We start from the raw sequence: 18,130 nt of genomic DNA, 5'->3' as shown, positions 1-18,130 counted from the left end.
ATCGCAGGTCTTGCGCGTGCAAACCGCGGCTCGCGTAGCACACGGCATTCGAGGCGGGCCTCCCAGCCCGCCGCGGTCAAGCGCTTAGACCATGCTCACTTTCTGTTCTGATACCAACCTACCTGTAATTGCCCGAGCGCCGCGGCTTAGCCCGCGAAGCCCACTTGCTGCAGCAACGACATGGGCACCATGTACTCCTTGCCACTGACCGTGATGAGCTTGGCCTGACCTGCGCCGCCAAGAGTAGCGATAAGCTGAACTTTCTCGACCCGCTCGTTCTGGGCAAAGACTGACAATGCATCCCCCATGGCGACAACCACGGTGTAGGTCGTCGTCGCCTGCAGGGTGCTGGGACCTTGCGGCAATGCCACCGTGATGCTGGCGGTACCGGCAGCGGTCGTACCGGCAATGGCCGCGCTCAGAACTTCGGTGGGGACGCCATAGGCCGGGATCAGCTTGAACAGGATAGTGTTGCCCGTCGGCACGTTGACGGTTTCAAACGTCACAGTGACTGGGTTGACCACGTCAGTCGGCAGCGTCACGTCGGCATTGCCCGTGGGGGTTGCCGGAACGGCCACGCCGGCGATCGTGGCGATGCGCAGCGAAGGCAGGCTGGCCAGGAAGACGGGGCCGGGGACATCGGTGGTGTAGGCCGGTGTTGTGGCACCACTGTAGGTCAGGGTTTCGGCTTCGATGCGAATACGGCCGACTGAACTGCGGAAATAGTTGCAGGTCATGTTGGTATTGATAGATCCCGTGATGCCTTGCGGACAGCCGAAGTTCGCTGTGATCGAACCAGCGCCCGTTACGCTGGTCGCGACGATGCGCACCGCTCCACCCGAACCAGCACCGCCTGAACCACCCGAATTGGTACCCGCAACCGCACCGCCGTATCCAGCCGAAGCGGCAATACTGCCAGTCAACGTGACCGTGCCAGAACTGGCAATCAACAAGGCGCCGCCACCGCCGCCACCGCCAGACCCTGGGAAGTTAGCGCCGCCGCGGCCACCGCCGCCGCCTGAGCCGCCGATCAAGGGCTGCAATATGGCAGAGCCGTACGCCTTACCGGAAGCGGGTGACGCACCACACCATTGGTAATAGCCGCCGGGGTGGTAATACTGCTCTAGAGCAGCCTGCGCATAACCCGCTGAGCCGCCTATGTATCGATATTGACGATTGTCACTCCCGCAACCATCAGCACCCTCGACACCACCGAGCCCGCCGCCAGGCCCCAGACCTGCGCCACCTCGGATGACTGCCGGTGTCTGTGCCAGATCATCACGCCCACCTCGGCCACCGTCATAACCGCCTGGGCCACCTTCACCCGGAACGCCATCATCGGCGACCACCCCATCCCCTGCCGTACCCGTAGCAGCAGCAGTTTTCCCGTTAATGTCAATCACGCCAGCAATCGTCACATTGCCACTGGCCAACAGATACACCGGCGTATTCAGCGCATTGCGCTTGAACTTGACCGTCACACCAGCAGGAATATTGATCGTGGTGTAGTTCAGAACACCGGAAGGTGGCAGCTGAATCTCAGTATTGACCGTTGGAGCCAGCGCTCCATCGGCCCCCGTACTACCGCTGGTGAAGGCGTGCGCCCCAGTGACAGCGAACGCGAGAGCCAACGCCGCCATGAGAGCCTGCGGACGCAAGCCGAACCCTGCGCGGGAACGGATGGAAGTGGACTTGAACATGGCAATCCTCCTGAACGAATTTGAAAAAGCAGTAGGTGAAACAGAGATGGGTGCAGCGCCGGATACAAGAGGCACGTGCGTTTCGTTGGAAATGGGTGTCTTCATGGTGCTGCCCTCTTCATTGCGGCGAAACGATGGTGATGGTGTTGGCCGGAACAGCTTCGGAGCTGGTCAAGCCGCCAGGAACGCGCAGTCGGACCACGCGGCTGCCAATAGCCGCTGTTGCATCAATGCGCACGCTGACCGTGAGCAGCTCGCCGAGTGCATCCGTGGCCCACTGCACCGAGCCAAACTGAACACCCGCTCCAGGCTCGGTGAGCAGTTCATAGACATCCTTGAGTCCATCCCCACGCACAGTGAAGGTGTAACTCTTGCCCTGCTCCAGCACGATGGGCGTGACCGATTCAAGCAAGGTCGGCAGGGCGCCAATATTGAATTGGAGCGTGGCAGCAGGCACGGTCGTGAATCGACTCGTCACGCCATTGACGGTCTGGCTCAGCGACACACCGTAACGGCCGGCCGGCACATTGCTGGCGACCGTGACCGGTACCGTCAGCAGCGTGCCCTGCGAATTGACCGCCCAGGCGCCGAAGGTAATCCCGGCATGCCCCAGTGAAGTGATGGCACTGGTTTTGTCCAGACCCAGGCCCTGCACCGCCAAAGTAGCAGTCGAGCCGATCAGGAAGCCATCGGGCGTCGTAGGCGCGATGTTATTCACGAATCCACCGACCGCCACGCCCACATGCGCACCCACCACAATCCGGTTGTCAGTCACCGCGATGGGCGGCGTCTGCACGACCACACCAACCAGGGCAGCTGGCACCAGCAAGGCGCTACCAGTTGGCTCCGTCGTAGCCGAGCCCACCAGCAGCCCAACAGCCGGCGCGCTAACGTCAGCATAGGTTGCGCCGACCTGCTGTGCGACTTGCACCGTATTGGCGGCCATGGTCACATTGCTGGACTCGCCGCCGGCAGCCACCACGATCACGGTGCGCGGACCTGTAACCGCTGCGGATGTGGCCGTCACAGGAACGGTCAGCAGAGTTCCATCCGTATTGGCCGTGATGACGCCGTTGGCTGTCACCGCCAAGCCATCGGCAGGCTCGAAACGCACACCCAGCACGTCGCGGAAATTCTTGCCGCGCAGGGTCAGCGTCGTACTCGTCCCGGCCTTGATGACCTGGGGCGCAGTCGCAATGATTTCCGGCGCAGGCGCTGCTACCAGGAAACTGCTCTCAGCATCGCGCACAAAAGACAGGCGACCAGATGCCGTCCGCAGCACAATCTTGCGGGCAACTTTGGCTGCCGCGACATCCACTGTGATGGGCAAGGTCAGGACTGTGCCTTCCGGATTCACGCTGAAGGCAGATTGGGTAATACCGTCAGGTGCAAGCAAGCTGACCGACTGCACTGCCTGCAAACCGACACCCGTGACTGTCAGGTTCAGGGATGTGCCCACCACAGCCACCTTAGGCGTGACGTTGTAGGCCGCGCCACCAACGACCACACCAAGCGAAGAGGCTGCCACCGGACCGATGGACTGGTTGGACGGAGCCCTCGAACCATCACCCACCATGATGCCCACGACCGGTGCGAAGACAGGCCCCAGAGTTCCATTGATCTGGGTCACGATGCTGAACTGGTTGGCGGCATTGAGCTCCGCACTGCTTTGGCCCGATGGCGTGGTGATCTGCACTACGCGCGGCCCAACCGACGCCAAGGGATAAAGCTGGATCGTGGCGATGAGCTCGGTACCATCCGTATTGATCACGGGCTGTGGGTCGATGGCCACATCAATACCGGGCAGCAAAGCCAGTTTTCCGTTGTGCAGATGACGACCACGGACTTTGAGTTGCAGCAAGGTGCCCGCCTTGGCATACAGCGGCTCAATCGAGAAGATTTCCGGCTGGCCGGTAGTCAGTACCAGTTGAGATGCAGCCGCTGGAACGAACGGCAACACCTTGCCGCTCGCATCCTTCACCACGACACTGCGTGCGCCAGCTATCGCATTGGCTGCGACACTCAGGGTTGCAGAAATCTGCGAACCATCGGCTGCGATGGCTGGCACGCCCAAGGTCAGACCTGCCGCCGGCAGCATCGACAACGTTGCGCCAGCAGGTATGCCACGACCACTCACCACCAGGCTTTGCGTCTGCCCCACAGGCATGCCGGCCGGGCTGATGCCGGTCAGCACGGGACCAACCGTCACCCCCACCAGTGGCGCCCCGAACAAGGCAGAGGTGGTGTTGGAAGTCGGCTGCGTGAGCGAACCTACGACCAGACCTACAGGCATGGCCTGACTGGTGTTCACTCCTCTGAAGTCAGCTGTGATGAACACAGGCACAGTTGTCGACACCAAAGTAGAAGATGTGAGTTGCAACGAAGTGAAGCCCGCGACCTTGGGTGTAACGCTGACTTGCACGGACGTCTGCCCCGGGGCTATCGTGACAGTGGCCGGTGAAATGGTCGCCTTGCTCGTGTCGCTCATCACCAAGTTGATGGCGTGGGACACCACATCAGAGCTCGACAGTCGCAAGGTGATGTTGCGTGCCGAGTTGTCCGGCGGCAAAGCCAGTGGAGATGGCTCCACAGACAACGTCGGCAACACCGGCGCCACTGTGAGGGCGATGGACGCAGTGCCCTGTGCGTTGGTGAAGCTAAGGGTTTGTGAGCCAACTGGGACAGCTTGATCGGCAATCAGGTCCGCTTGAATCTGAGCGGCCGTCTGCCGGACGTTGAGCAGATCCAAACCTGGATCAGACGTTCTCAGGCTACCCGCCTGCAAACGCTGCCCCGTGATGAGCAGACTTTTGGTTTCCCCGCGACGGATCAGGCCAGGTGTGACCGTACTCAACACAGGCACAAAGCCCGACGCCGAGCCCGCACCCGTCACAGAAGTGAGGTTGCCTGCCGCGTCGTAGGTGTATTCGGTGACCTGACCAGCGCTATCCACGTATTGGATAAGCCTGCCCAGTGGGTCATAGCTGTAACGCTCAACAGCCGCATGGGCCGGCTGATAGAGTCCAGCGCCAATGCACGCAAGAAGCGCTACTAAGCCCCACACGCTGGACAGCGACAGCGTTTGCAATCTGGCAAAAAGCCGCAGCAAAATGCATTCCTCCCGTTTTAGCGCCCTCTTGATTTTTTTAGGCGCTTTTAATTGAGCGAGTTTTTAACACACATTTTTGAGCTGTCATACATGCTCCTACGCAAAAAAACTATTGCATCGATAAACAACACCCAAGCAAATAAGCGGGCGCTGATTAAGATCATCGCTACGACAGGGCTTGCTTCTCTTCTGGTGCATACGCAGCATTCAGTACACGCAAAGTCGAAGATCAACACTCTTGAATTGGTACACGGAATCATCAAGAAGCCGTGGTTCATTGAATTGCCTTCCGGCCTTCCACTGGTGACTTCATCGCGAAACACAGCAGCAGCCCAAGACAACACCCAGGCCATCCAACGCGCTGTTCATTGGACAAAGCAATGGCTGCGGCTGGTTGTGAAATATCAGCAAAACCCTCTGCGGGCATCACGTTGCATCGCGCACGCCCAAGTTGCCATGCATGACGCATGGCTGCTCGCGGCAACACAGGGGGCATCACCCGAAACGCGGGAGCTTAGTGCGCATCGAGCCGCATCTCTGGTCCTGCAACATCTCTTCCCTAATGAGACGCCCGGATTTTTTGAGGCGCAATATGCTTGGCTCGCATCGCAACTTCCAGAAAACAACATCAACCAGGACTTGGTCGAAGCTACAGGCACGCACGTGGGGCAAGCCATCATCAAGCGCAGTCTGCGTGATGGAGCCGGTAGGGCTTGGCCCGTCCGCGACCGCCCCAAGGACTTTCCCGGCATATGGCAAGCCGCGCATCCGATCTATGCGGTCAACCCGACGGAACCCTATGCGGGTGAGTGGCGCTCTTGGTTGAGGCCGAACCCGCAGCGGTACCAGCCCCCTACCGCACCACGCCCTGAATCTGACCAACATCGCCGCGAAACACAGGAGGTTCTGAACGTCATTCGGAATTTAACTTCCAAACAACTCGAAGTTGCCGAACGCTGGAATCTGGATGCAGGCTCAGTCACCCCCGCTGGCGTCTGGATGCAACACGCCATTGATCTGTTGCTGCGCTCACAGATTCCTGGCGACGCCTTTGAGGCGAGCGTGGCCATCCTGACCGCAACCTCTGTGGTCATGGAAGACTCTTTCATCGTCTGCTGGCGCATCAAGTTCCGTGATTGGAGTGAACGCCCCATTACCGCGATCCGACGCGACATCGACCCCGGATTCACGACTCCCTTGGTGACCCCGGGGTTCCCTAGCTACGTCTCCGGACACTCCACGCTCTCAGGTGCAACATCCATTGTTATGGCGCATTTCTGGCCAGCCGAGGCACCAAGATTGAACGCTATGGCCGACGAAGCTGCAATCTCACGGCTTTGGGGTGGCATTCACTTCCGAAGCGACAACGAGGAGGGCCTTCGTCTGGGTCGAGCGGTAGGAGCGGAAGTCATAGCTGCGCTCTAATCCAATCCCGCCATTTCACTCACTGTTGAATTCCGCTGAAATCTGACCCACTTAGGACAGTGATTTCCATCCAAAGTTGACACACGTAGGCCGTACCCTGCTAGTTTCAAAAGCAGGGAGAACTTAGGAGTGATAGACGTGGCGACATTGAATGTCATCAGACGTTGGGCACTGCAAGAACAGATGTCCATCCGCGAGGTCTCCGGGTGTACAGACCTGGGTCGCAAAACAGTGAAGAAGTACCTGCGGTCAGACGAGACCGAGCCCACATACGCAAAGCGGGCCAGTCCAAGCAAGCTTGATCCCTATGCCGAGAAGCTGGCTACCTGGCTAGGAATCGAGGCAACAAAATCGCGGAAACAACGGCGCAATCTCAAGCAGATCTATACAGAAATGAGAATGAAGTGCATAAAGAGATGATGATGTTTACAAAGCTATATTTATTTCTTGACTTTGATGGTGTCCTGCATCCCGAGGGTGTTGGCCAGGATCTTGAGTTTTGTCATCTGGAGAATTTTGAGAACCTGATGCGGCACCATCCGCAAGTACTGATCGTCCTGTCAACTTCGTGGCGGCTGTCCTTTTCATTGGAGGATCTTGTCGCATTCTTCTCAATCGATATCAAGAATCGAATCGTTGGCGCAACGCCCAACCTGCAGGGATTGAAAATTTCCCGGGGACTCCGTCAAAAAGAATGTGAGCAATGGCTAGCCTCAAACGCACCGGGAGCGCCATGGTTGGCAGTGGACGATCGTGCCAATTACTTTGATGAAATCTGCCCGCAGCTGGTTCTATTGCCTCATGTCCATGTTGGAGGTACCGGATTGGAGGGCGAAGCCTTGGTCTTGCTAGAGCAGCGAATAGACCGGGAGATCACGCGTCTTTTGAGGTCCTAGGCAGTGGATTCCTAAGTGCCGGCAACGGTCAGTTTGCAAGCTTTCAGTGTGCTGCATTAGTTGATGCGAATAGATTGGTTGACCTGGATTTGCGGTTGCCGTTAAATGCCGCACACAAGGGAGAAGCATAGATTTCACGGCTGCGCGCCGTGTTAGTTCGTCCTCCCTTTTCTGGTTCAACCTGAAATCTAGGGAGGCTCCATGGATCCGATTCAGTTTCGCGTCGACTGGGATGTGCTGATTGAAGTCCTGTCGATGATCATCGTTCTGGCCTTCTTTGTCGAACGAGCACTCTCCATCGTTGTCGAGAACCGCCTATTCATCAACTCCAAGCTTGATGACAACGGGTTTAAGGAAATCCTCGGCTTCATCGTCTCATTGGCAGTCGTCAAGTTCGCCGGCTTTGATGCCCTGGCCGTGCTTTTCAAGATGGAAACGGCAAGGTGGCCTGGTTACCTCATCACAGCCGCAATCGTTGCCGGTGGTAGCAAGGCTTCCATCAAACTCTTCCAGGACCTGATGGGCATCAAGAGCTCGGCGCGCCGGCAGAAGGATGAGATCAAGAAGGTTCAGCGCGAGGCACAGCTGAAGTCCATCGCCGCATCTGATCCCGCTGATACGCGGTCAGATGCATCCAAGGTCTAAAGATCTCTATGGAGAAGAGCCATGAGAAATCTGATTGCCTTGCTGCTTGGCCTGCTGGCAAGTACCCTGGTACTGCCAGCGGATCGCTATCTGGAACTGCGAGCTAACGCAAACGCCTATGCGGAGCCGGATAGAACTTCAGACATTGAAGCCAAGCTGAAGTTCAAAGGTGGCAACGAGCCACACCTGCTGCGGCAGGTCAAACCACAAAGTGAGAACGGCTACTACCGGATCGAACTTCCCGGGCAGAGCGGCAAATATGGCTGGGTCTACAAATCGTATGTCCGAGGCTATGCCGGCGGCGCCGAGTCTCTTGCTCTCCTGCGGGATGGGCGCCGAGGATCAAACGAGTACGGCGCCTGTAAAGAGGTTTTTGCGACCGGAAAACCTCCGATCGCCCCGGATGATGTCACGCCTCTTTGCGAGGAGAGTGACGGCATCGTTTTCTTTGCCTCCGGGTACTCAAAGCAAGACAACCACGGGTACTGGTCAGCGTACAAGCTTGACGAAGAAAAAATAGATGAGATGAATGAGAACCCGAAAGACCGGCCTCAAATCCAGTTCCGAAAAAACCCGCAGTTAAACGATGGCGACTACGTGCAGCCGCAGCACAAGAGCTACACGCATACGGACTGGGACCGCGGGCACCTGGCCCCGAATGGCGCTATGGCTTGGGACGAGGATGCTCAAAGGCGATCCTTCATGATCTCGAACATTGCGCCCCAAAAACCTGGAATGAATAGGAATATCTGGCGGTGCTTCGAGTATTCAATCCGGGAGTGGGCCGCATCTTCAGGGGACACCTACGTGGTGGTCGGTACGACGCGCGGCAAGCAAGTGATTTCAGGCGACACCGACCCCAACGAAGTGGAGATCAACGTTCCTTCTCATTACGTCGCGATGGTCTACCGGACGAAACCTGAGCCGACAGCCATAGGGGTTATGGTGCCCAATACCGCAGGGAATCTCGATATCAGGAAATTCATGATGTCGGTTGCGGAGCTGGAATCCAAAAGTGGCTTCCAGTTCAAGCTCCCAGCATCTGTCGCTGAGCAGAGTCCCAACCTGAAAAGGTGGCCGACGAGAATCGTTAAGCGTGAGCTTTTGGGGAAACTGCCAGCGATCGATGTTCAATGTCCGCGTGTCAATTAGGGCGGAGAGTGCGCTGATTTTAGATCAAGCAGTGCTGGAGACTGGAGTGCGAATTAGGGGGTGCAAGCTATAGGCCTGTGTGTCTTGAGATCTCGCAGAGTGACATCTTCTCTCGCAATGCCCAACGTCTGATGACATTCAATGTCGCCATGTCTATCTCTCCTAATTCCCCCTGCTTTCAAAACTAGCAGGGTAGGGCCTACGTGAGTCAACTTTGGATGGAAATCACTGTCAAAAGCGGGGCAGATTTCGACGAAATTCAACATCCACGCGAGACGGATGAACCAGCGCTGGTTGTGCTGTTTCGGGCGGAGCGAGGAGAGTGCGTCAGATGTGGCTTGATCCAACGGGTTTTTCAGCCAATCAATCAGGATGGTAGCGGTGATCCGATCTGCGCATGTGCCTATCGAACCTGGATTGGATGGCCCCTGTGGCCTTGGGTGACTTGCCCACTCACATCACCCAGGCATGAGACGGTGTGAATTCACTCCGTCAATCCGCGAACACACTGGCGCACTGATCGCTCGCCATCCCCGCGACCAACGTCTCAGTCGCCCGCCTCCCTGTGCACAGCGTGGCTGACGTCTATTGCATCAAGAACTGCCTCAAGCGCCTTGCGCGTAGTAGTCCGGAGTACTGCGCGGTCTAGGCGAGCCCGCAAGGTGTCGAGCTCTTCGGGGACAGGCTGCAAATTGAAGAATTTGCAAATCTTTTGCACATTTTGCGCATACCGCTTGAATTCGCCGCGCTCGATGCGTGATTGCTGAGAATGATCAACACCGGTCTTGGATTCGACTTGCAAGAGTGACAGACGAGCCTTTTCGCGCGCATGCTTGATGCGCGGGCCAAGCTCAGCCGGGTCCACTTGCACTCTCTCAATCATGAGGTATTATTTGCACAATTAAATCACATTTTGCAAACTATGCCCGTATATGTCGACGATGCTCGTATCTCCTGGCGAGGAAAGCAGTGGTGTCACATGGTTGCGGACACGGTCGACGAACTGCACGAATTCGCCTCGCGTCTCGGGTTAAAACCTGAGTGGTTCCAGCGCAAAACTCTGTATCCTCACTACGATGTCACCGTGTCCGTGCGTGAGCGTGCGCTCAAGCTCGGAGCTGTGGCAGCACACAAAGAAGTGGTGGTCACCCGCGCTAAAGGTCTACGCGTACAGCTCAATGAGCAGGCGCACCAGACCCACCTCGCGGCAAGACCGCAAGAGGAGGAACTGTGCATTCACCAATTCTCGAGCCCGTGACGTTCGACGACTACGCACGTTTGGCACTCAAGACTGATCGCTTCGCCAGCGACCCAGATGAGCGCCACTATCGAAAACTGAGTTTTGGCTTCTTCGGTGAGATTGGCAGCTTGCTGTCAGCCCTCAAGAAAGTTGGACGCGACCAACTTGATACGACCGAACAGAAGCAAGCGCACGTCGAACTCGGAGATGCGCTTTGGTACCTTACCAACCTGGCGCTGCTGTGCAAGGTATCTGGGGACGACCTGGCTCACGCCGCATACATCAGCCTGCGCGTCAGCCTCGGCGGAGGCGTTCAGCAGCATCGTGGGGCGGTACATATCAACCAGCTCCAGGGCCTCGCCGCCGCGCAGGAACCCAGGCTCGTCAAGTGCAAAGAGGACTTGCTTCGTCAAGCAGGCCTGCAGGCAGGGCACATTGTCAGCCTGGGCTGGGAACACATCTCAAAACAACCCAAGCCTTGGGTCACGGCGTTAATGGGCGACTGCCTGGCACAGATTGCGCTCCTGTCCGCTGCATTCCGGTTGGACCTGGCAGACATACTTCATTCCAACCTGGACAAGACTTTCGATCGATGGCCTGCCGAGAAAAGGCCGAAGTACCTACTTCCCAGGCGAGTCGGTCAGCCGTGGGAGCAATTTGCACCCCGATACGAGGTGACATTCCGGGAACGTCCGCCCGGTGGGCGCAGGATCGTTCAACAAATCAAAGGTTTGAACGTCGGCGATCCATTGACCGACAATATGCACCCCCCAGATGGCTATCGGTTTCACGATGTATTTCATCTCTCCTACGCCGCACATCTGGGCTGGTCGCCAGTGATCCGGGCTCTGCTCAAGCTCAAGCGAAAGAGCGTCTCTACCGTAGATGAGAACGAAGATGGCGCTCGCGCAATCATCATCGAGGAGGGCATTGCCACCTGGATCTTCAATGACGCCAAGCGCCGCCATTTCTATCGAGACATTGAGGTAGGCCGGCTTGACCTGGCCATTCTTCAGCAAGTACGCAGCATGGTTCAGGGTTTCGAAGTAAAAGACGTCCCTCTGTGGCAATGGGAAATAGCTATTCTTGAGGGATTCCGCGTCTTCCGGCAGCTGTTTGAAAACAAAGGAGGCATCGTGGAAGTCGATTTGGCCAGGCACGCTCTGCGCTACAAGCCGTTGCCCGATACGGATACAGCATGAACATCACCAAGTTTTTGGACGAGCTCGCGTCGATCTCGCTGCCTAGTGTTTTCAACCCATACAGCGACATATGTCCCCACCGTGATCTGCCTGGCGCGGCCAAGCTGCGGCGCCAGAACCTGCAAGCGATGCTGCAGTCACTGCTGGACGTCGGCGCCGATACGGTCTGGATGGGTCGAGATCTAGGCTACCGCGGTGGTCGACGAACCGGTTTGGCCCTCACTGACGAGTCGCATCTGCCATGGGTTGCACGCGTGTATCGCGGCGCCAACGCAGTCCGTACGACCAGGGGAGACGAGGTTTCAGAACGTACTGCGACAGAAATTTGGGGCGCACTGCCACAGCTGGACATTCCACCGCTCCTTTGGAACGTATTTCCCTTCCATCCGCACGAAGAGGGTGATGCGATGAGTAACCGGAAATTCAAAGCCAGTGAACTTGCACAGGTAGAAGGCATCAACGCACTGTTATTCAAGGAATTGAATATTCGGCGTGCCGTTTCGATCGGGCAAGATGCGGCTCAATATGCCAAACGCTTCGGTCTAAAAGTGTCCATTGTTCGCCACCCGAGCTACGGGGGAACGAAAGAGTTCAGACAAGGCATCGCCGCTGTGTACGGGCTGCGATCCGTCAGACCGGGCGCAGCAAGTACACAGGTGGCTCTTTTCTAAAGAGCAGCTACGACCGCATCTCCATTCTTCACCGAGGACCAACTCTTGACATCAAGACAAGCCAATGTGGAGATGCACGTCAAGGTGCCGACCTCGATTTTTGCTTCGGTGGCCACGAAGTTCAGCAGCTGCGACAACCCCTTAAGATTTCCAAGAGCCCGCTGGCAGTAAAAATGCGTGCGGTAGATCGCTGTCAGATGAACTTGTCCATCGAGCAATTTGAATGTGAGATGACTTAGACAAGGAATGCCGCGGTCCCTGGTGTCCTTGAAGGGATCTGTAATGGGCACCTCGGCCGCACCATCATCAAAGTCGGCATCGGCATAGCACTCGTGCATGCCCACCTCGTAGTTCGATTTCACCGCCTTGCCACCATTTGCGGCTTTGTGCAGCTTCGCGACGACATCCTGCAAGGGGTTCAGAATGTGGCCTCCAGGGCTCACTCGATACATCAGGCGTAACGCATAAGTCCCCCACGTGTGAGGTTTCTTGCCCCTTTTCATGAGGTCCTGGAATTTGCCGTAGAACGCAGGGGCGCCATGCCGCGAGTACACACCCTGTGGAAAGATCGTTCCTGCAACAGTGTTGATCGACAAATCTGGGTCCTTGGGATTTGCCTCCAGGTTGTTTCTAAGCTCCTGGTCAACCCTTGCCAGGATGACTTGGTCAGCAGCCGTGACTATCGTCGGCTTGTTTATCTCCAGTACCAGGTTCTTCACCTGCCGGCCATTGGCCTGCAGGTGCTTAACCGCTGCGACCCATGTCGGGACAAAACGCTCTTTGTCATCGATTAAATAAGCCATCACGTCACCTCGAACATTGATAGTCCGTGCTGTTGCACGTATGTCATCGGAACCCAGGCATTGCCATTAACGCCCCAGGTATCTCCCCAGCTATTGCGGATTAACACGCACGGCCCAAGTGACTTTTCGGTGCCAAGTCCAGCGGCTATCACAGCGTGGACCGCGTTTGTGGGCGCAAGCGGTGAAGGGAAAGCAACCACGCCGTTCACGGGACTGAAGAAGGCGGTGCTCAGCTGGAGAACCAAACCCACTGGCGTTCCCGCTTGCAGCAATGCAACCAACTTTGGCACCGACACCAGGGTTTGCGACCCGGGTGCCGTATACAGAGGATAGGTAGCCGGCGGGACCCGCGGCGGCAGTTCTGCCGGCTCGTTGGGCTGGTAAGGGCAATGCTTTTCCTCAGGCTGTCCTGGACTGCTCACTGCCGCCAATCCGGATGCGACTGGCAGCCCACGCATCGGCTGCCAGCCTGCAGTCAGCGCCGCTGCCGCCCTGTAGAGATACTCTGGACTCAATATCTCCACTTTCTTATGTTTATGGCGATGCAGATCCGAAAGAGCAAAGGCCAAGCATGTCGAACGCGCACCTTGATCGCGCACAGGCCCTAACGCCCCAGTCAGATCTGTCGTTATGGTCGTCGTCATCCCCGGAAGCCCTCAAGCAAGCGCTTCCTGCTTTCTGGCGCAAGCCCTTCGTCGATGGTTTCGAACTGCGCAACCAGCTTGACCTCTGTGGTCGCCGGCGTAGCTGTCTGCCAAGGTTTTCTCTCTTGCAGATCCAGCTGGATTTTGGACGGGTGTTCTCCCACCTCGACTTCAAAGAGTACCTGCCGCTCACCACCGACCCATACCTGGTCGTCTTGAATGGGCTCTACGGGCATCGGGCTTAAGGTGTATCCAGCCGCTTGGGCATCCTGCGCCTCCCACAGGAGTCCCGCGCTTCCACGATCGGGCAAAGACATCATGAATCGATCGCCGACACGAGGCTGCAGAACACAATTGCGATCCTCCGGATTGAGGATCCAAACATCTTGGTTGACCGTGATCGACTGGTCTGGACGGAGGAGGGCGCGCTTGATCGCAATGGGTTTGTGCGCTTTAAGCTGTTTTGCCGTGGGCGAATCGATCTTCTTCTGACGCATCAGAGTCCAAACAGTCGCCTCGTAGCTCAGGCCCAATCGCAAAGACAGCTGGTAGACCACATGCGGGTCCCTTAACCTGAGCGCCCAATCCCGCGCCCGTACAACATGAGCAAGAAGCCAGGATGGCGCAACCAGGGCATATGCAAATTGGTCCGCTTCAAGCTCGTGTTTGCCAGCATCTTTGCCGTAATCCAGCCGCTCATCTGCCGTCGTAGCGTGGTTAAGGAAGAAGTGCCCCAATTCGTGGGCACACGTCATGTGAATCATGCCGGCTGAGCGCTGCGTGTTCAGCAGAATCCCGGGCTGATCTTCACGAATAAACGCGCCCAGTAGTTGATTCAGCGGTCGACACATGACATGCAGACCTGCGCGCTCGGCCAATCTGATCGGATCCACACGCGTAAATCCGTCAGTAAGTACCATGTCTCGAATTCCGAAGTCGTCGAGTACCCGCGCTGCGGATTTTGCGACCTTCAAAATTTCGGAACGAGAAAGCATGGCTCACCTCCGCCCTGGTGTTTTCTTGGTAGAGGAGGTGCGCAAGAACTCGGCGAACCTGGCGACCTCCTCAAGGTCCTTGTCACTCAAGCCTTTGAGGGTACGTGCCGCAAAGGCGATTTTGCTGTCTGGCACGACCTCTTCGTTTCCCAGGAAGTACTGCACTGAGCGACCGAATAGCTGAGCGAGCTGCTCCAGCTCCAAGGCATCGACCTTGCGCGTGCCAGACTCCATGTTCGTCACAGCGGGGCGAGACAACTGCAGGGCAGACGCCACATCGTCTTGTGACAACCCCAGGTATTCGCGTGCCTCACGAAGCCGCGCCGCTACCAGTAATCGCTTATCGTCGGCGGAGCTCACGGCTATTCCTTCTTAGCCAAAAAGCGGTCTAGCCGCGCGAGGAAATCCTCGAGGAACTGCTGCTTGCTGTTGTATCCACCCGGGCGTATCACTTTTTCCTCGGGTATTTCCATGCCGGCCAGTATCTTCTCGATACGGAGAACAACATCAATGGCCGATTGAGAGTCAAGCTCATCAATGAGTCCTTCGACTTTCTCGGTCTCTTCGACGGCTATACGAGTTTCTTCCCAGAATTTCTCAAGTGCTTCTCGCACTTGCTCTTTTTGTTTGGCATTCATGGCAACCTCTTTTCCATTAAGTACGAAAATCATACATGACGTGGTAAGATTGTCAAGAGCCCCCAACGCCCCAGGCTAAAGCCCGAAACCGAATGCAGCGTTTTCATCGACTCCCCCTGGACGGTCAGTTGTACCGCCTAATCTGGGCCGGAAGAATTAGTCAACCTCGAACCGAGCAGGCCACCCCACGCATTCACCTTTGGCTGGCCAGGATCGATGAATCTTCACCAGAAAACCTTCGGTGCGTGCTACGCCCCTCCGGCTTGCCAGAAGTCATGTGGCTTGAAGAGTCTGCGGGATCCGTAGCCATGTTCCCGATTGGCTCATTCTGGAGGGACGGTGTACGACAGGAAAGACTGCATGCACTGCCTGAAGATCAGAAGTTTCAGCGTGAAGTACTCTCTGCGCAATCTTGGGGCATCGTTTCATCCAACGACCCAATTGGCAATGGCTTCGCCAAGCATGTAAATCGATCTGACTATCCTCTTTCTGGTGAGAACGACAGAGGAGAGAAGGAGTTTTTCTACGATGGATTCTTGATCCGCTGCACTACAGACAGTGGACTGACCTTGTTGATTCCCTGCTACGAAATCTTTCGGCGCTTCTTTGCTGTGTCCAGCGAGATTTCCAACGCCTTGCTATCCGGTCACTGGTCTACCGAACTCAAGAAGCTTGTACTGGCTGATCGCACTGGAGTCTCACCAGACGGCAAAAGCTACACCATCTGGCCTCGGGGCCAGATGTCTGACATCGCTGGTTTGGCTTTAGCAAGATTCGGGCTGATCGACGTAGCCAAAGCTGCGGCAGCATCTGTCTATCTAGAGTTAGAGAATGCAAGGAATCGAGAACGTCGCAACAGTCACTGGATTGTTGCTCGCCCTCCTTGGGCCGATGACTCAATACGCATCAGCTTCTTGGGTCAAAGACTTTCAAATGACACGGTGCTCGTGCTGCGTATTGCGCAAGCGTCTTTCCCGTCGGTCCCGATGCCGGTCAGCATCGCTCAAGAGCACCTTGTAATTCCCAAGCTGAAGTTGACCGAGGATACGACCAATCCCAAAGCAATTAACCGGATCAGGGAAGATGACGAAGATGAACAAACACACATTGGCGGGCCAGAGGATGCCCGCTATGGCCAACGGGTAACACAGATCCCCATGGATGATCCATGGGATGACGTACCTCGTGTCAAGCGCACCTATGTTCGCGAGACAGAAATTGAAAGAGAAATCTCCAGCGTCGAGAACCAACAACCTCGAAACCGCTTTGTGTCGACAGGAAAACGCGGTTCGCATGGGTCTCTATCACGGGGATCATTTAATCCAGACGAGCACACCGCAATTCAAAGTCGCTTCCACGCTCTCAGCACCTGCTTCCAAGAAATGATCGAGCATGGCGATCTTCAATCTAGACGTGACTACGACCTGGTTGATCCGCGCACAACCGAGCTGGCATCATATTGCCAGTTCCCAATTGAAATCGGTGGCGCCCCCCAGAGTTGGGCACTTGTGCCCGGAACGCAGTCTCGACCACGACTATGCTGGGTCAGCGAACTGGTAAGCGCGGACGGATTCGTCAGCTACTGGCTAGAGATTGAGCCTGTCCGCAGAATTACCCAGAAATACCTACTTCTCAAGCCCAGGACCCCTGGCAACAGCCTCTCGGCCTCCACTCTTCGCAGCATTCTGAAGGCTGCTGTCGTTAGGTCGGGTGTGTGGAGCGCAGACACGCTGCGCACAGTCCACGATGAAGTGATTTGGATTGCGAAGCGCCACTCTTACCAGGGTGCTTCTCTGCGGCGCTTGGGCGCGTTGGCCGCGCTGAAGGAGCTTCGACGCAAGCATGACTAAGTCCACCCGCCACTTGATGAGTTAGGTTGGAATCAAGCGCTGAATGATGGACGTCACAGCCGCAGAACTGAGATGATCGTTTACGGATCTTCCAGGGAAAAGCCATGGGTCATGAACCAGCCGCAACCCTTCGGCCTGAGCCAATAGCGGCCCTATGCTGGAAGTGAGGTCCGGCTCAATATCGCACCAATCATCTCCGAAACGCAGCTGATAGCCTTTTGCGTATTCGCGCACGTCAGAGGTCCGTAACTTCACGATATCTTGCACTGGCCGTGCATAAAGCAAGGCAAGCATTCGGGCAAAGCATCCACGACGAGCTGGCCAGGACGTCTCTTCAGAGGTGACGAGCCTCAGTAGTTCAGCTATCTCTCTGATCTTCGCTCGCTTGGTGCTTGAAGATTTCTTCTTGGAAACCACCTTGACGCTAACGCCCGTAACCATCTCAACATAGCGCAAGAATGGGGAAAGCGATGCGCGCGCACCTGGCGTGTGCCGAAGGTACCTGTCTACATCCGCCTGCACTAGCGAACGGACTGTCGTCTTCTTAGTGAATTTCATCAGCGAGATTGCCGCGTTCAGATAAAACCGTACGCTGCGATCCAAAAGCTTTCTTTCTCTGCCATCCCTCATGTAGGCATGGTATTTCACAACATCGCCGCCCCAGGATTGACGCCTTGCTTCTTCTAGCTTCTGCTCAATCAACCGGATTTCTGAATTGGTTCTCCGTTGATCCCCATCCGCTGTGAGCAATCCCGTCTCGGCCAGGTGCTGGGCCAACATCCCCATGCGGCGCAACTCCTCCGTAGAGAACGTCTTGATGAGCACACCATTGCCAAGTTCATCGCTTCCCGCCGCCAATGCGGAATCCAGCTTTGCCAGATATGTCACATAGCGGCTCGCGCCGGCAGCAAACTTACTTGCATCTCCACGGGAATCCATCCAACTGTAAAACTCTCTGGTCAGTCGACGCACAGCCTCCGTCTGAAGTAGCTCTTCCGCTGCTTGGACCTTCCGAATATTTGAGCGCTTGATACTGCAGGTGAAGCAAGGCGCCTCACCAAGCCCACCCACCTCGACACCACAATCCGGGCAGTGGTGCCGCGCAGCTGGATCGGCCGCACATATTCGACAATATGGTGAACTGTCTATTCCCTGGAAAT

At 56.5% G+C, this 18,130-nt stretch carries 17 protein-coding genes and 1 pseudogene; 9 read left to right on the top strand and 9 right to left on the bottom strand.

All coding sequences use genetic code 11. The features are described 5' to 3' along the window. Window positions 1-146: 146 nt before the first annotated feature. Entirely contained in the window at window positions 147-1,805 is a 1,659-nt protein-coding gene (locus AC1RRP_RS12130; RefSeq protein ID WP_493036494.1) for a hypothetical protein, read from the bottom strand. 13 nt (window positions 1,806-1,818) lie between these two features. Continuing rightward, the gene (locus AC1RRP_RS12125; RefSeq protein ID WP_493036492.1) at window positions 1,819-4,809 is read right to left on the bottom strand and encodes a hypothetical protein; all 2,991 of its coding nucleotides are present in this window, start codon (window positions 4,807-4,809) and stop codon (window positions 1,819-1,821) included. A gap of 51 nt (window positions 4,810-4,860) precedes the next feature. On the opposite strand from AC1RRP_RS12125, the gene AC1RRP_RS12120 reads away from it, so the two are divergent. The 5 genes and pseudogenes from AC1RRP_RS12120 (at window position 4,861) to AC1RRP_RS12100 (ending at window position 8,927) form a co-directional block, all read left to right on the top strand. Further along, window positions 4,861-6,234: a vanadium-dependent haloperoxidase gene (locus tag AC1RRP_RS12120; protein ID WP_493036490.1), complete on the top strand. Its 1,374-nt coding sequence runs from the start codon at window positions 4,861-4,863 to the stop codon at window positions 6,232-6,234. A 129-nt stretch (window positions 6,235-6,363) separates the two neighbouring features. Next, window positions 6,364-6,630 (top strand): annotated as a pseudogene (locus tag AC1RRP_RS12115) (IS21 family transposase); the annotation flags it as partial. 8 nt (window positions 6,631-6,638) lie between these two features. Then, window positions 6,639-7,130 carry an HAD domain-containing protein gene (locus tag AC1RRP_RS12110; RefSeq protein ID WP_493036488.1) on the top strand — a complete coding sequence of 164 codons (492 nt, stop codon included), beginning with the start codon at window positions 6,639-6,641 and terminating at the stop codon, window positions 7,128-7,130. A gap of 201 nt (window positions 7,131-7,331) precedes the next feature. Then, window positions 7,332-7,775 (top strand): hypothetical protein, encoded by a 444-nt coding sequence (locus AC1RRP_RS12105; protein WP_493036486.1) that lies wholly within the window; start codon window positions 7,332-7,334, stop codon window positions 7,773-7,775. A gap of 21 nt (window positions 7,776-7,796) precedes the next feature. After that, window positions 7,797-8,927, top strand: a complete 1,131-nt coding sequence (locus tag AC1RRP_RS12100; protein WP_493036484.1) for a DNA/RNA non-specific endonuclease — start codon at window positions 7,797-7,799, stop codon at window positions 8,925-8,927. 547 nt (window positions 8,928-9,474) lie between these two features. Here the strand turns inward: AC1RRP_RS12100 and AC1RRP_RS12095 are convergent. After that, the gene (locus AC1RRP_RS12095; protein WP_493036482.1) at window positions 9,475-9,810 is read right to left on the bottom strand and encodes a helix-turn-helix domain-containing protein; all 336 of its coding nucleotides are present in this window, start codon (window positions 9,808-9,810) and stop codon (window positions 9,475-9,477) included. A 39-nt stretch (window positions 9,811-9,849) separates the two neighbouring features. Between AC1RRP_RS12095 and AC1RRP_RS12090 the strand changes: the two genes are divergently transcribed. The 3 genes from AC1RRP_RS12090 to AC1RRP_RS12080 are packed head-to-tail and all read left to right on the top strand — an operon-like array spanning window position 9,850 to window position 12,040. Continuing rightward, window positions 9,850-10,185 (top strand): DUF4031 domain-containing protein, encoded by a 336-nt coding sequence (locus AC1RRP_RS12090; RefSeq protein WP_493036480.1) that lies wholly within the window; start codon window positions 9,850-9,852, stop codon window positions 10,183-10,185. Beyond that, entirely contained in the window at window positions 10,182-11,369 is a 1,188-nt protein-coding gene (locus tag AC1RRP_RS12085) for a nucleoside triphosphate pyrophosphohydrolase family protein (RefSeq protein WP_493036478.1), read from the top strand. Before AC1RRP_RS12090 ends, AC1RRP_RS12085 begins: the two co-directional genes overlap by 4 nt. Beyond that, window positions 11,366-12,040, top strand: a complete 675-nt coding sequence (locus tag AC1RRP_RS12080) for a uracil-DNA glycosylase (RefSeq protein WP_493036476.1) — start codon at window positions 11,366-11,368, stop codon at window positions 12,038-12,040. Before AC1RRP_RS12085 ends, AC1RRP_RS12080 begins: the two co-directional genes overlap by 4 nt. Here AC1RRP_RS12080 and AC1RRP_RS12075 read toward each other — a convergent pair. The 5 genes from AC1RRP_RS12075 to AC1RRP_RS12055 are packed head-to-tail and all read right to left on the bottom strand — an operon-like array spanning window position 12,037 to window position 15,120. Continuing rightward, a complete protein-coding gene (locus AC1RRP_RS12075; RefSeq protein WP_493036474.1) occupies window positions 12,037-12,843 on the bottom strand; it encodes a thymidylate synthase family protein in 807 nt (268 codons plus the stop codon). The two genes, AC1RRP_RS12080 and AC1RRP_RS12075, sit on opposite strands and share 4 nt — an antisense overlap. Next, on the bottom strand, window positions 12,843-13,487 hold the full coding sequence (locus AC1RRP_RS12070; protein ID WP_493036472.1) for a C1 family peptidase: 645 nt from the start codon (window positions 13,485-13,487) through the stop codon (window positions 12,843-12,845). The genes AC1RRP_RS12075 and AC1RRP_RS12070 overlap by 1 nt, the downstream gene beginning before the upstream one ends. Continuing rightward, entirely contained in the window at window positions 13,484-14,482 is a 999-nt protein-coding gene (locus AC1RRP_RS12065) for an ImmA/IrrE family metallo-endopeptidase (RefSeq protein WP_493036470.1), read from the bottom strand. The genes AC1RRP_RS12070 and AC1RRP_RS12065 overlap by 4 nt, the downstream gene beginning before the upstream one ends. Window positions 14,483-14,485: 3 nt before the next feature. Beyond that, window positions 14,486-14,842 carry a helix-turn-helix domain-containing protein gene (locus AC1RRP_RS12060; RefSeq protein ID WP_493036468.1) on the bottom strand — a complete coding sequence of 119 codons (357 nt, stop codon included), beginning with the start codon at window positions 14,840-14,842 and terminating at the stop codon, window positions 14,486-14,488. 2 nt (window positions 14,843-14,844) lie between these two features. Further along, on the bottom strand, window positions 14,845-15,120 hold the full coding sequence (locus AC1RRP_RS12055) for a hypothetical protein (protein ID WP_493036466.1): 276 nt from the start codon (window positions 15,118-15,120) through the stop codon (window positions 14,845-14,847). A 308-nt stretch (window positions 15,121-15,428) separates the two neighbouring features. On the opposite strand from AC1RRP_RS12055, the gene AC1RRP_RS12050 reads away from it, so the two are divergent. Next, window positions 15,429-16,970: a hypothetical protein gene (locus tag AC1RRP_RS12050; RefSeq protein WP_493036464.1), complete on the top strand. Its 1,542-nt coding sequence runs from the start codon at window positions 15,429-15,431 to the stop codon at window positions 16,968-16,970. Window positions 16,971-16,991: 21 nt separating this feature from the next. On the opposite strand, the gene AC1RRP_RS12045 is transcribed toward AC1RRP_RS12050, so the two are convergent. Then, window positions 16,992-17,909, bottom strand: a complete 918-nt coding sequence (locus AC1RRP_RS12045) for a hypothetical protein (protein ID WP_493036462.1) — start codon at window positions 17,907-17,909, stop codon at window positions 16,992-16,994. Window positions 17,910-18,130 lie beyond the last annotated feature (221 nt).

It is taken from the genome of Hylemonella sp. GW821-FHT12C09 (genome assembly GCF_058807395.1).
Note: the sequence above shows the minus strand (reverse complement) of the source record. Positions and strands in the feature narration are given on the sequence as shown.